Consider the following 13,426-nt stretch of genomic DNA (forward strand, 5'->3'; position numbering starts at 1 on the left):
GCGCCATGAAGAGAATCATCCACAACCTGGCGCCCTGGGCGTTGCCGATTTTGTTGTTGGCGGTGTGGCAGTTGTCGGTGTCGGCAGGCTGGTTGTCGACACGGATTCTGCCCGCGCCGATTGCCGTGATCGAAGCCGGCGTGAGCCTGGTGCGCAGCGGTGAAATCTGGACGCACCTGGCAATCAGTGGCTGGCGTGCGGCGCTGGGCTTCACCATCGGTGGCGGTATCGGCCTGGCGCTGGGCTTCATTACCGGCCTGTCGAAATGGGGCGAGCGCCTGCTCGACAGTTCGGTGCAGATGATCCGCAACGTGCCGCACCTGGCGCTGATTCCGCTGGTGATCCTGTGGTTCGGCATCGACGAGTCGGCGAAGATTTTCCTGGTGGCGTTGGGCACCTTGTTCCCGATTTACCTCAACACCTACCACGGCATCCGCAACGTCGACCCGGCGCTGGTGGAGATGGCGCGCAGTTACGGCTTGTCCGGTTTCAGTCTGTTCCGTCAGGTCATTTTGCCGGGTGCATTGCCTTCGATTCTGGTCGGCGTGCGTTTTGCGCTGGGCTTCATGTGGCTGACCTTGATCGTTGCTGAAACCATTTCCGCGAGCTCCGGCATCGGCTACCTGGCAATGAACGCCCGGGAGTTTTTGCAGACCGACGTGGTGGTGCTCGCGATTCTGATGTACGCGGTGCTGGGCAAACTGGCCGACCTCGCGGCCCGTGGACTTGAACGTGTGTGGCTGCGCTGGCATCCGGCGTATCAAGTTGCCAAAGGAGGTGCCGCATGACCGCTCAACAACCTCCACGCCTGCTGCGCGGGATTCCGCTGGTGGTGCGCAAGCTGCAAAAAACCTTCGGTTCGCGGCAGGTGCTGCGCGAGATCGATCTGCACATTCCGGCCGGCCAATTCGTCGCCGTGGTGGGTCGCAGTGGTTGCGGTAAAAGCACCTTGCTGCGATTGCTCGCCGGTCTCGACAAACCCACTGGCGGTGAGTTGCTCGCCGGTTCCGCGCCGCTGAGCGATGCGCGGGAAGACACCCGGCTGATGTTCCAGGAAGCACGTCTGCTGCCGTGGAAAAAGGTCATCGATAACGTCGGCCTCGGGCTCTCGGGCGACTGGCGGCCACAAGCGCTGGAAGCGTTGGAGTCGGTCGGCCTGGCGGACCGCGCCAATGAATGGCCGGCGGCCTTGTCCGGCGGGCAGAAGCAGCGTGTGGCCCTGGCCCGCGCGCTGATCCATCAACCGCGCCTGCTGTTGCTGGACGAACCGCTGGGCGCGCTGGATGCCCTGACCCGGATTGAAATGCAGCAACTGATCGAACGGCTCTGGCAGAAGCACGGTTTCACCGTGTTGCTAGTGACTCACGACGTCAGTGAAGCGGTGGCGATTGCCGATCGGGTGATCCTGATCGAGGAGGGCGAAGTCGGCCTCGACCTGCACGTGGAACTGCCGCGCCCTCGGGTTCGGGGTTCGCATCGGCTGGCTGCGCTGGAAACCGAAGTCCTCAATCGCGTCCTCGCGCTGCCCGGCCAGCCACCGGAACCGGAACCTGTTTCACCCTTGCCTACGCAATTGCGCTGGGCTCAATAACTCAAGCCTCATCCAACGACAGGAATCAACATCATGACTATCAAAGCCATCAACGTTCGTAACCAGTTCAAAGGCTCGATCAAGGAAATCGTACTGGGTGACGTGCTGTCGGAAATCGACGTGCAAACCGCTTCCGGCATCGTCACGTCGGTGATCACCACCCGTTCGGTGAAAGAGCTGGAGCTGGTGGTCGGCAGCGAAGTGATCGCGTTTGTGAAATCCACCGAGGTGTCGATCGCCAAGTTGTAAGGGCGTGTGCCAACAACAACCCCGGAGGGTTCGAACCCTTCGGGGTTTTTTATGGATGTGAGTCAGTGAGGTTGGCGGTGCGGCATTTCGCGAGCAGGCTCACTCCTACATTTGGAATGCATTCCCCTGTAGGAGCGAGCCTGCTCGCGATGAGGCCAGTGCAGCTGAAAAATAATCAGGCAGGAATAGCACGCTTGGGCAAATACGGCGGCAAATACAGCCCCAAATACGCATCAAACACCCGCATCCCTTCCTCGGCCATGCGCGGCGTAATCTGTCCATGCTGCTGCACTGAACGGGCATAAACGCGATCACCCAGCTCCATGGCCAGCGCAAACACATCAACGTCAGTCGGCAATTTAGGCAGTTCGAAGTGATGATCGAACAGCTTGTGCATCAGGTCGCCCAGCTCAATGTCGTGCTGACGGTCGGCCTGGGTGACTTCGGTCAATCCGTGCTGGGCGAGGATCAATTGGCGAGCGGCTGCGTCTTCGTCGTAGATGTCGAGCATGCGTTGTTCCACCAACCGCGACAGGTCGCGCCAGCCGTTAAGCGCATCGTGGTCGATGGGCGCTTGCAGGCAGGCGCGGAAAGCCGCGTGGACGTCGGCGGTCAGCGCTTCGAGCAGGGCCGGGACGCTGGCGAAAAAGTGGTAGACCGAGGAGGGCGGGATTTCCGCGCGTTCGGCAACGCTGTAGATCGACAGACTGGCCACGCCCTCGGCGGCCAGCAGCGTGCGGGCGGCATCGAGTATCGAATCGATCCGGGCCTGGCTGCGGGCGCGGGGTTTGCGTGGGGTGGCGAGTCGGGTCATTGAAGTCTCCTGCGGGGCAGCGGGCATTGTACGAGCAGGTATCTGTGTTGTCTGCCAGGACGCCATCGCTAGCAGGCTAGCTCCCACAGGGGATTTGCGGTGTACACAGAATTTATGTTCACTGGAGATTAACTGTGGGAGCTAGCCTGCTAGCGATCCGCCGCAGGCGGCCATAAAAAAACGCCGCAGGCTGTGAGGCCGGCGGCGTTGTTTTTCACTGCAACCGCTTAAACGGTATGCAGATACCAGTTGTACTCAAGGTCGGAGATGGAGTGTTCAAACTCCTCCAGCTCACTTTCCTTGCAGGCCACGAAGATATCGATGTATTTCGGATCGATGTACTTGGCCATGACTTCGCTGTCGTCCAGCTCGCGCAATGCGTCGCGCAGGTTGTTCGGCAGGCTTTGCTCGTTCTGCTCGTAGGAGTTGCCTTCCACGGGTGCGCCCGGCTCGATCTTGTTGGTCAGGCCGTGGTGCACGCCCGCCAGGACCGACGCCATCAACAAGTACGGGTTGGCATCCGCACCGGCCACGCGGTGTTCGATGCGCACGGCATCGGCGGCGCCGGTGGGTACGCGAATCGCTACGGTGCGGTTGTCCAGGCCCCAGCACGGCGAGTTCGGCACATAGAACTGCGCGCCGAAACGACGGTAGGAGTTGACGTTCGGGCAGAGGAAAGCCATCTGCGCCGGTAGGGTCTCGAGCACACCGCCGATCGCGTGTCGCAGCGCGGCGTTCTGCTCGGGATCCTCGCTGGCAAAAATGTTTTTGCCGTCTTTATCAAGAATCGAAATGTGGACGTGCAGACCGTTGCCCGCCTGGCCCGGGTAAGGCTTGGCCATGAAGGTGGTGTCCATCTCATGGTCGTAGGCGATGTTCTTGATCAGGCGCTTGAGCAGGACCGCGTAGTCGCAAGCCTTGATCGGGTCGGCCACGTGGTGCAGGTTCACTTCGAACTGCGCCGGGGCACTTTCCTTGACGATGGCGTCGGCCGGGATGCCTTGCTCTTTTGCACCTTCCAGAATGTCCTGGAGGCAGTCGACGTATTCGTCGAGGTCGTCGATCAGGTAGACCTGTGTCGAGTGCGGGCGTTTACCGGAAACCGGCGAGCGAGGTGGTTGCGGACGGCCGTTCACGTTCTCCTGGTCGATCAGGTAGAACTCCAGCTCGAACGCGGCGCAGATGGTCAAGCCAAGTTCGTCGAACTTGCGCACGACATTGGCCAGCACTTCTCGCGGGTCGGCAAAGAACGGCTGGCCTTCGAGTTCATGCATGGTCATCAGCAGTTGCGCGGTAGGGCGCTTCTGCCAGGGCTCATTGCACAGGGTGTCCGGGATTGGATAGCAGATTCGGTCAGCATCGCCGATGTCCAGGCCCAGGCCGGTGCTTTCCACCGTCGAGCCGTTGATATCCAGAGCAAATAGAGAGGCCGGCAGGTTGATGCCTTTCTCGTAAACCTTGTGGAGGCTGGTGCGTTCAATGCGCTTGCCGCGCACCACACCATTCATATCCGCAATCAGAAGGTCAACGTACAGAACCTCAGGATGTTCCTTAAGGAACGCGTTCGCTTCGTTAAGCTGAACGGCACGCGGGGGTACCGACATGATGCAACACCTTTGTTGTTAAAAATATCAATCATTGATCTCTTCGGATTCCAGTCAACCCGAACGGCATGCCGAAGTCAAGCGAGGCCTTTTTTGCCCTAAAAAAGCGCCCATGAGGCTTTTTTGAGGCACTTTGGGGCGTTTTTATGCCTTTGAATGCTTTGCCGTCCGCGGGCTTGAGCGGGCCGTGTTGTATTTTTTACGGGGGTGTTGTGTAAAAAAATGAACAAGGCTAAGCTCGATTCAAACCCATAACAGCAATAATACCGGGGTGCTTCATGTCTCGCCTGCCGTTAATCGGCGTCGCCGTCTGCTCTAAGCAGATCGGTCTGCATGCTTATCACATCAGTGGCGATCGTTACGCTCACGCCAGGGCCTGTGTTGCCAAAGGCGTGTCGTCGACTCTTCCTTCCCCGGCAAACCGGCTGGTCCCGTCCGATATTCTGGACGGTCTGCGCGACATTCTCTTTACGGGTTGTCCTTCCAATATAGAACCGTTTTACCTGGCTGGCCCGACCAACGTGTCGGTCATTGCTCGTGATTCTGCACGCCTTGCATTGTTCCCGTTCACCCATGCCGTCGTCGAGGCAGGTATTTGTGCGCGGCAATTGCAGTGGCAATCTGTACCAAGCGACGCCCGTGCGTCAAACAACGCCTGACTTATAAGAGTCAGGAAACTCAGCCTAAGAGGCATTTATGAGTAACAACCTCGACCAGCTCACCGATTGGTTGAAAGACCACAAGATCACAGAAGTCGAATGCATGATCGCCGACTTGACCGGGATCACCCGGGGCAAGATTTCGCCGACCAACAAGTTCATTGCTGAAAAAGGCATGCGCCTGCCCGAGAGCGTTCTGTTGCAGACCGTGACCGGCGACTATGTCGAAGATGACATCTATTACGAACTGCTCGACCCGGCCGACATCGACATGATCTGCCGTCCCGACTCGAATGCAGTGTTCCTGGTGCCATGGGCCATCGAGCCGACCGCCCAGGTGATCCACGACACTTATGACAAGCAAGGCAACCCGATCGAGCTGTCGCCGCGCAACGTGCTTAAAAAGGTTCTGAAGCTCTATTCCGACAAGGGCTGGCAGCCAATCGTGGCGCCGGAAATGGAGTTTTACCTGACCAAGCGTAGCGATGACCCCGACTACCCGCTGCAACCGCCAATCGGTCGCTCGGGGCGCCCGGAAATCGGTCGCCAGTCGTTCTCGATTGAAGCGGCCAACGAATTCGATCCGTTGTTCGAAGACGTCTACGACTGGTGCGAACTGCAGGAGCTGGACCTCGACACGCTGATCCACGAGGACGGCACGGCGCAGATGGAAATCAACTTCCGTCACGGCGATGCCCTGTCCCTGGCCGACCAGATCCTGGTGTTCAAACGCACCATGCGCGAAGCCGCGCTCAAGCACGACGTGGCCGCCACTTTCATGGCCAAGCCGATGACCGGCGAGCCGGGCAGCGCGATGCACCTGCACCAGAGCATCATCGACATCGAGACCGGCAAGAACGTCTTCTCCAATGAAGACGGGACCATGAGCCAGTTGTTCCTGCATCACATCGGTGGCTTGCAGAAACTGATCCCCGAGCTGTTGCCGCTGTTCGCCCCGAACGTCAACTCGTTCCGCCGCTTCCTGCCGGATACGTCGGCGCCGGTGAACGTGGAGTGGGGCGAAGAGAACCGCACCGTGGGCCTGCGGGTGCCGGATGCCGGGCCGCAAAACCGTCGGGTGGAAAACCGCCTGCCGGGGGCTGATGCCAACCCGTACCTGGCGATTGCCGCGAGCCTGCTCTGCGGTTACATCGGCATGGTCGAAGGCTTGAACCCAAGTGCGCCGGTGGTGGGGCGCGGCTATGAACGCCGCAACCTGCGCCTGCCACTGACCATCGAGGACGCGCTGGAGCGCATGGAAAACAGCGCGACCATCGAGAAATACCTGGGCAAGAAATTCATCACTGGCTACGTCGCGGTCAAGCGGGCCGAGCATGAAAACTTCAAGCGCGTGATCAGCTCCTGGGAGCGGGAATTCCTGCTCTTCGCCGTCTGATGCGCCGGGCGCTGCTGATTCCTGTGGCGCCTTTCACCGAAATCTTAGGAGAGTTCGCATGACCAGCAACAACCCGCAAACCCGTGAATGGCAAACCCTGAGCAACGATCACCACCTGGCCCCGTTCAGCGACTTCAAGCAGCTGAAAGAGAAAGGCCCGCGGATCATCACCAACGCCAAGGGCGTTTACCTCTGGGACAGCGAAGGCAACAAGATCCTCGACGGCATGGCCGGCCTGTGGTGCGTAGCGATCGGCTACGGTCGCGATGAACTGGCTGATGCCGCCAGCAAGCAAATGCGCGAGTTGCCTTACTACAACCTGTTCTTCCAGACCGCTCACCCGCCGGTGCTCGAGCTGGCCAAGGCCATTGCCGACATCGCGCCAGAAGGCATGAACCATGTGTTCTTCACCGGTTCCGGCTCCGAAGGCAACGACACCATGCTGCGTATGGTCCGCCACTATTGGGCGATCAAGGGCCAGCCGAAAAAGAAAGTCATCATCAGCCGCAAGAACGGTTATCACGGTTCCACCGTGGCCGGCGCGAGCCTGGGTGGCATGACTTACATGCACGAACAAGGCGACTTGCCGATCCCGGGCATCGTCCACATCGCCCAGCCTTACTGGTTCAGTGAAGGCGGCGACATGACACCGGAAGAGTTCGGTGTGTGGGCAGCCAATCAGCTGGAAGAGAAGATTCTGGAAATCGGCGTGGACAACGTCGGTGCCTTTATTGCCGAGCCGATCCAGGGTGCCGGTGGCGTGATCATTCCGCCAGACACCTACTGGCCGCGCATCAAGGAAATCCTCGCCAAGTACGACATCCTGTTCGTGGCGGACGAAGTGATCTGTGGTTTCGGCCGCACCGGTGAGTGGTTCGGTACCGATTTCTACGGCCTCAAACCCGACATGATGACCATCGCCAAAGGCCTGACGTCCGGCTACATCCCAATGGGTGGCCTGATCGTGCGTGACGAAGTGGTGGCGGTGCTCAACGAGGGCGGCGATTTCAACCACGGCTTCACCTATTCCGGGCACCCGGTGGCGGCGGCGGTGGCGCTGGAAAACATCCGCATCCTGCGCGAAGAAAAAATTATCGAGCGCGTTCATGCAGAAACGGCACCTTACTTGCAGAAACGTTTGCGGGAACTGAGCGATCACCCGTTGGTGGGGGAAGTGCGCGGGGTGGGGCTGTTGGGGGCCATCGAACTGGTTCAGGACAAGGCCACGCGCAAGCGTTACGAAGGCAAGGGCGTCGGCATGATCTGCCGCACGTTCTGCTTCGACAACGGACTGATCATGCGCGCCGTCGGCGACACCATGATCATTGCTCCGCCACTGGTGATCACCAAGGCTGAAATCGATGAGCTGGTGACCAAGGCACGCAAGTGCCTGGACCTGACCCTGAGTGCGTTGCAGGGCTAAGTGCTAGGCTCTGAGCGGGAGACATGAAACTTTCGCTCAGGGCAGTCGCAAACGGCGGCCTTTCCTTGAAAGACCGCCTCCGATCTTGCCAGACTAGCCGCGGTTCCAGTTGCCCGGGTTCGGCCGCTGAACAAAGTGGTTCAAAAAAGAAAAAATTTGGAGCATTACGCATGAAGGCATTAGGAAAAAAGCTTGCTGGCAAGACACTTCTCGCCATGTCCCTGATGGGCATTATGGCGGGTGCGGTTCAGGCGGACGACAAGGTGTTGCACGTCTATAACTGGTCCGATTACATCGCTCCGGACACCATCAAGAAGTTCGAAACCGAGTCCGGCATCAAAGTCGTCTACGACGTATTCGACAGCAACGAAACTCTGGAAGCCAAGTTGCTGGCAGGCAAGTCCGGTTACGACATCGTCGTACCGTCGAACAACTTCCTGGCCAAGCAGATCAAGGCCGGCGTTTACCAGAAGCTGGACAAGTCCAAGCTGCCTAACTGGAAGAACCTGAACACTGACCTGCTCAAAGCGGTATCGGTGAGCGACCCGGGCAACGAACATGCCTTCCCGTACATGTGGGGTTCGATCGGTATCGGCTTCAACGCCGAGAAGGTCAAGGCTGCACTGGGCGCCGATGCACCGACCAATTCCTGGGACCTGTTGTTCAAACCTGAAAACATCGCCAAGTTGAAATCGTGTGGCGTCAGTTTCCTCGATTCGCCAACCGAGATGATTCCGGTGGCGTTGCACTACCTGGGCTATCCAACCGACAGCCAGGACAAAAAACAACTGGCCGAAGCCGAAGCGCTGTTCCTGAAGATTCGTCCTTCGGTTGGCTACTTCCACTCGTCCAAGTACATCTCCGACCTGGCCAACGGCAACATCTGCGTAGCCGTGGGTTACTCGGGTGACATCTACCAGGCCAAAGCGCGCGCCGCCGAAGCTGGTGACAAGGTGAAAGTCAGCTACAACATTCCGAAAGAAGGTGCCGGCAGCTTCTACGACATGGTCGCCATCCCTAAAGATGCCGAAAACGTCGAAGGCGCCTACAAGTTCATGACCTTCCTGCAAAAGCCGGAAATCATGGCTGAAATCACCAACGCGGTACGTTTCCCGAACGGTAACGCGGCGGCCACTCCTCTGGTCGAAAAAGAAATCACCGAAGATCCGGGCGTCTACCCGCCTGCCGATGTGCTGGCCAAGCTGTACGCGATTGCCGACTTGCCGGCCGCGACCCAGCGGATCCTGACTCGCAGCTGGACCAAGATCAAATCCGGTAAGTAAGTAATACACCCTGTAGGAGCGAGCCTGCTCGCGAAAAAAGCGACAACACCGCGGGGTGTCAGACACCCCTCGTTATCGTTGACGACCATCGCCGGCAAGACGGTCTCGCTCCTACACGGATCTTCATAAAGTTTGCTGGAACGGTTTTTCGAGGGTAAGTTGCGCGCCGGTTTTGTTGCTGGGCAGCTACGACTGTCATGTAACGCGGGGCAACTTGGGCCCAACTAATTTTAGAGGACCTCCACTTGCCTATTTTTTCTTTGTTGCGCAATGCATTGCTGGCCGGTGCCGGACTGACGATGGCTGTCAGTGTCCAGGCTGCCGGCACGGTGCATATTTATAACTGGTCGGACTACATCGGCGAGACCACCCTGGCCGACTTCCAGAAAGAGACCGGTATCAAACCGGTGTATGACGTTTTTGACTCCAACGAAACCCTGGAGGGCAAGTTGCTCGCCGGGCGTACCGGCTATGACGTGGTCGTGCCGTCGAACCACTTCCTCGGCAAGCAGATCAAGGCCGGTGCTTTCCAGAAACTCGACAAGACGAAGTTGCCGAACTACTCGAACCTCGACCCCGTATTGCTCAAGCGTCTGGAACAAAATGATCCGGGCAACTTGTACGCCGTCCCTTACCTGTGGGGCACCAACGGCATCGGTTACAACGTCGACAAGATCAAGGCTGTGCTCGGCGTCGACAAGATCGATTCCTGGAGCGCGGTGTTCGAGCCGGAGAACATCAAGAAGCTGCAGAGTTGCGGCGTGGCGTTCCTCGACTCCGCCGATGAAATGATGCCGACGGTCCTCAACTACATGGGCCTGAACGCCAACAGCACCAACCCCGAAGATTACAAAAAGGCTGAAGCCAAGTTACTGGCAGTGCGGCCTTACGTGACCTACTTCCACTCCTCCAAGTACATCGCGGATCTGGCCAACGGCGATATCTGCATCGCGATCGGTTTTTCCGGCGACATGTTCCAGGCCCGCAACCGTGCAGCTGAAGCGAAGAAAGGCGTGAACATCGCCTACACCATTCCCAAAGAGGGCGGTGCGCTGTGGTTCGACATGCTCGCGATTCCGAAGGATTCGGGCAACGTCAAAGAGGCCCACGCCTTCATCAACTATCTGTTGAAACCCGAGGTGATCGCACAGGTCAGTGATTCTGTTGGCTATGCGAACCCCAACCCTGGCTCGGACAAATTGATGGAGCAGTCCATCCGCACCGACGAGTCGGTTTATCCACCGCAAGCAGTCCTCGACAAGACCTACGTGTCGGTCGAGTTACCACCAAACATTCAACGTTTGATGACCCGCAGCTGGACCAAGGTCAAGTCGGGCAAATAGCTTCAGGGCTCAAACTATCCAGGTTGGCTCACCTTGAGCGAACTGCACTCTTTTTTTGGGAGTTTCGTAAATGGCAGTTGCCTCCGGCGCCTATAAGAAAGCCCTCGAGGGCGACCAGTCACCTAAACAGGTGCTGGTCAAAATCGACCGGGTCACGAAGAAGTTCGACGAGACGATTGCCGTGGACGATGTGTCCCTGGAAATCAAGAAAGGCGAGATTTTCGCCCTGCTCGGCGGTTCGGGATCGGGCAAGTCCACGTTGCTGCGCATGCTCGCAGGCTTCGAACGGCCCACGGAGGGGCGCATTTTCCTCGATGGCGTAGACATCACCGACATGCCGCCCTACGAGCGGCCGATCAACATGATGTTCCAGTCGTACGCCCTGTTCCCGCATATGACCGTGGCGCAGAACATCGCCTTCGGCCTCAAGCAGGACAAACTGCCGGCGGCTGAAATCGATGCCCGCGTGGCCGACATGCTCAAGCTGGTTCAGATGACCCAGTACGCCAAGCGCAAGCCGCATCAACTCTCCGGTGGTCAGCGTCAGCGTGTTGCCCTGGCGCGTTCGCTGGCCAAGCGACCGAAGCTGTTGCTGCTCGACGAACCGATGGGTGCGCTGGACAAGAAGCTGCGCTCACAGATGCAGCTTGAGCTGGTCGAGATCATCGAGCGCGTCGGCGTAACCTGCGTCATGGTGACCCATGACCAGGAAGAGGCCATGACCATGGCCGAGCGCATCGCGATCATGCACCTGGGCTGGATCGCCCAGATCGGCAGCCCGATCGACATCTACGAAACCCCGACCAGCCGCCTGGTCTGCGAGTTCATCGGCAACGTCAACATCTTCGACGGTGAAGTGATCGACGACGCCGAAGGTCATGCGACCATCACCTGCAAAGACCTGGATCGCCAGATCTACGTGGGCCACGGCATCAGCACTTCGGTGCAGGATAAATCCGTGACTTACGCGATCCGTCCGGAAAAACTGCTGGTGACGCCGGACATGCCGACCTGCGAATACAACTGGTCCAGCGGCAAGGTGCATGACATCGCCTACCTCGGTGGTCACTCGGTGTTCTACGTCGAGCTGCCGAGCGGCAAGATCGTCCAGTCCTTCGTCGCCAACGCCGAACGCCGTGGTCAGCGCCCAACCTGGGGTGATCAGGTTTACGTGTGGTGGGAAGACGACAGCGGCGTGGTACTCCGCTCATGAACATGCGCAAATTCAAACGCCGCCTCAATCGAATAATTCCCGGTGGCCGTCAGCTGGTCATCGGGGTTCCGTTCCTCTGGCTGTTCATGTTCTTCATGCTGCCGTTCTTCATCGTCCTGAAGATCAGCTTCGCTGAAGCCGACGTGGCCATTCCGCCGTACACCGAGATCTACAACTTCGTAGACCAGAAGCTGCAGGTGCTGCTCAACCTCGGCAACTACGCGATGCTCGGCGACGATGAGTTGTACATCGCCGCTTACCTCGGTTCGTTGAAGATGGCGCTGATCAGCACCATCCTTTGCCTGCTGATCGGTTATCCGATGGCCTACGCAATCGCCAGTGCCCGCAAAGAGCTGCAAACGGTGCTGGTGCTGCTGATCATGATGCCGACCTGGACCGCGATCCTGATCCGCGTGTACGCGTGGATGGGCATTCTCAGCAACAACGGTCTGCTCAACGGTTTCCTGATGAGCATGGGCTGGATCGACGAACCGCTGCAGATCCTCAACACCAACCTGGCGGTGTACATCGGCGTGGTTTATTCGTACCTGCCGTTCATGATCCTGCCGCTCTACGCCAACCTGGTGAAGCACGACAACAGCCTGCTGGAAGCGGCGTCCGACCTCGGTTCGAGTACGTTCAACAGCTTCTGGAAGATCACCATTCCGCTGTCCAAGAACGGCATCGTCGCCGGTTGCATGCTGGTGTTCATTCCAGTGGTGGGCGAGTTCGTGATCCCGGAACTGCTGGGCGGTCCGGAAACCCTGATGATCGGTAAAGTGCTCTGGCAAGAGTTCTTCAACAACCGTGACTGGCCGGTGGCGTCTGCCCTGGCGGTGGTGATGCTGTTGATCCTGATTGTGCCGATCATCCTGTTCAACCGCAGTCAGGCCAAGGAAATGGAGGGTAAAGAATGAAGCGCTTCCGTTTCTCGAGTTTCATGCTGATCGCGGGTTTGCTGTTCATCTACGCGCCGATGCTGATCCTGGTGATCTACTCGTTCAACGCCTCGAAGCTGGTGACGGTGTGGGGCGGCTGGTCGATCAAGTGGTACGTCGGCCTGATGGACAACACCCAACTGATGGGCTCGGTGGTGCGTTCGCTGGAAATCGCCTGCTACACCGCGATTGCCGCTGTGGCGCTGGGCACGTTGGCCGCATTCGTCCTGACCCGCATTACCCGCTTCAAGGGTCGTACGCTGTTCGGTGGCCTGGTCACCGCGCCGCTGGTGATGCCCGAAGTGATCACCGGTCTGTCGCTGTTGCTGCTGTTCGTGGCCATGGCGCAGATGATCGGTTGGCCGCAAGAGCGTGGCATCGTCACCATCTGGATCGCCCACACCACGTTCTGTGCGGCGTATGTGGCGGTGGTGGTGTCGGCGCGCTTGCGTGAGCTGGACCTGTCCATCGAAGAGGCCGCCATGGATCTCGGGGCGAAGCCGTGGAAGGTGTTCTTCCTGATCACCATCCCGATGATTGCGCCATCGCTGGGTGCGGGCGGCATGATGTCGTTCGCCCTGTCGCTGGATGACCTGGTGTTGGCCAGCTTCGTGTCGGGGCCGGGGTCGACGACCTTGCCGATGGAAGTGTTCTCGGCGGTGCGTCTGGGCGTGAAGCCTGAGATCAACGCCGTGGCCAGCCTGATTCTGCTGGCGGTGTCGTTGATGACCTTCCTGGTCTGGTTCTTCAGCCGCCGCGCCGAAGAAAGCCGCAAGCGTGCGATTCAGCAGGCCATCGAAGAAAGCGCTGCCGATTCGTGGAGGCAACCGGACGTGCGTCGCGCGCAGCAGGCGCCGGAAGCGGCCTGAACCTTTGGGTTGATCGCATTTCTGTGATCAACCCAAATCCCCTG

Annotated in this window: 13 protein-coding genes; 11 read left to right on the forward strand and 2 right to left on the reverse strand. The window is 58.8% G+C overall.

Annotation, left to right across the window (positions count from 1 at the left end):
• The first annotated feature begins 5 nt into the window (after positions 1 to 5).
• From ssuC to IB254_RS05300, 3 genes are read left to right on the forward strand one after another with little or no spacing between them, the layout of a single operon-like run.
• A complete protein-coding gene (gene ssuC / locus IB254_RS05290) occupies positions 6 to 788 on the forward strand; it encodes an aliphatic sulfonate ABC transporter permease SsuC (protein WP_192227512.1) in 783 nt (260 codons plus the stop codon).
• On the forward strand, positions 785 to 1,591 hold the full coding sequence (ssuB, locus tag IB254_RS05295; RefSeq protein WP_192416675.1) for an aliphatic sulfonates ABC transporter ATP-binding protein: 807 nt from the start codon (positions 785 to 787) through the stop codon (positions 1,589 to 1,591). The genes ssuC and ssuB overlap by 4 nt, the downstream gene beginning before the upstream one ends.
• Positions 1,592 to 1,624: 33 nt before the next feature.
• A complete protein-coding gene (locus tag IB254_RS05300) occupies positions 1,625 to 1,840 on the forward strand; it encodes a TOBE domain-containing protein (RefSeq protein ID WP_003229256.1) in 216 nt (71 codons plus the stop codon).
• 175 nt (positions 1,841 to 2,015) lie between these two features.
• Here IB254_RS05300 and IB254_RS05305 read toward each other — a convergent pair whose 3' ends face one another.
• Together IB254_RS05305 and IB254_RS05310 are read right to left on the reverse strand one after the other, a co-directional pair.
• On the reverse strand, positions 2,016 to 2,654 hold the full coding sequence (locus tag IB254_RS05305) for a TetR/AcrR family transcriptional regulator (protein ID WP_008040751.1): 639 nt from the start codon (positions 2,652 to 2,654) through the stop codon (positions 2,016 to 2,018).
• 227 nt (positions 2,655 to 2,881) lie between these two features.
• Complete coding sequence (locus IB254_RS05310; protein ID WP_192416676.1) at positions 2,882 to 4,258, reverse strand: glutamine synthetase family protein; 1,377 nt, start codon at positions 4,256 to 4,258, stop codon at positions 2,882 to 2,884.
• Between the two features lie 278 nt (positions 4,259 to 4,536).
• Here IB254_RS05310 and IB254_RS05315 point away from each other — a divergent pair, with 278 nt between their 5' ends.
• The 8 genes from IB254_RS05315 (at position 4,537) to IB254_RS05350 (ending at position 13,382) form a co-directional block, all read left to right on the forward strand.
• A complete protein-coding gene (locus tag IB254_RS05315; protein ID WP_192416677.1) occupies positions 4,537 to 4,917 on the forward strand; it encodes a gamma-glutamyl-gamma-aminobutyrate hydrolase family protein in 381 nt (126 codons plus the stop codon).
• Positions 4,918 to 4,954: 37 nt separating this feature from the next.
• On the forward strand, positions 4,955 to 6,313 hold the full coding sequence (locus IB254_RS05320; protein ID WP_084320351.1) for a glutamine synthetase family protein: 1,359 nt from the start codon (positions 4,955 to 4,957) through the stop codon (positions 6,311 to 6,313).
• Positions 6,314 to 6,371: 58 nt separating this feature from the next.
• Positions 6,372 to 7,736: an aspartate aminotransferase family protein gene (locus tag IB254_RS05325; protein WP_008026032.1), complete on the forward strand. Its 1,365-nt coding sequence runs from the start codon at positions 6,372 to 6,374 to the stop codon at positions 7,734 to 7,736.
• A 170-nt stretch (positions 7,737 to 7,906) separates the two neighbouring features.
• Positions 7,907 to 9,019 carry a polyamine ABC transporter substrate-binding protein gene (locus IB254_RS05330; protein WP_008026034.1) on the forward strand — a complete coding sequence of 371 codons (1,113 nt, stop codon included), beginning with the start codon at positions 7,907 to 7,909 and terminating at the stop codon, positions 9,017 to 9,019.
• Between the two features lie 245 nt (positions 9,020 to 9,264).
• A complete protein-coding gene (locus IB254_RS05335; protein WP_192416678.1) occupies positions 9,265 to 10,362 on the forward strand; it encodes a polyamine ABC transporter substrate-binding protein in 1,098 nt (365 codons plus the stop codon).
• A gap of 70 nt (positions 10,363 to 10,432) precedes the next feature.
• Positions 10,433 to 11,575, forward strand: coding sequence for an ABC transporter ATP-binding protein (locus IB254_RS05340; protein WP_008026038.1), 1,143 nt, complete (start codon positions 10,433 to 10,435; stop codon positions 11,573 to 11,575).
• A 35-nt stretch (positions 11,576 to 11,610) separates the two neighbouring features.
• Positions 11,611 to 12,492 (forward strand): ABC transporter permease subunit, encoded by an 882-nt coding sequence (locus tag IB254_RS05345; protein WP_177318183.1) that lies wholly within the window; start codon positions 11,611 to 11,613, stop codon positions 12,490 to 12,492.
• Complete coding sequence (locus IB254_RS05350; protein WP_192416679.1) at positions 12,489 to 13,382, forward strand: ABC transporter permease subunit; 894 nt, start codon at positions 12,489 to 12,491, stop codon at positions 13,380 to 13,382. The genes IB254_RS05345 and IB254_RS05350 overlap by 4 nt, the downstream gene beginning before the upstream one ends.
• Positions 13,383 to 13,426 lie beyond the last annotated feature (44 nt).

Origin of the sequence: Pseudomonas sp. PDM03, from assembly GCF_014852385.1 — a bacterium.
GTDB classification, from domain to species: Bacteria; Pseudomonadota; Gammaproteobacteria; order Pseudomonadales; family Pseudomonadaceae; genus Aquipseudomonas; species Aquipseudomonas migulae.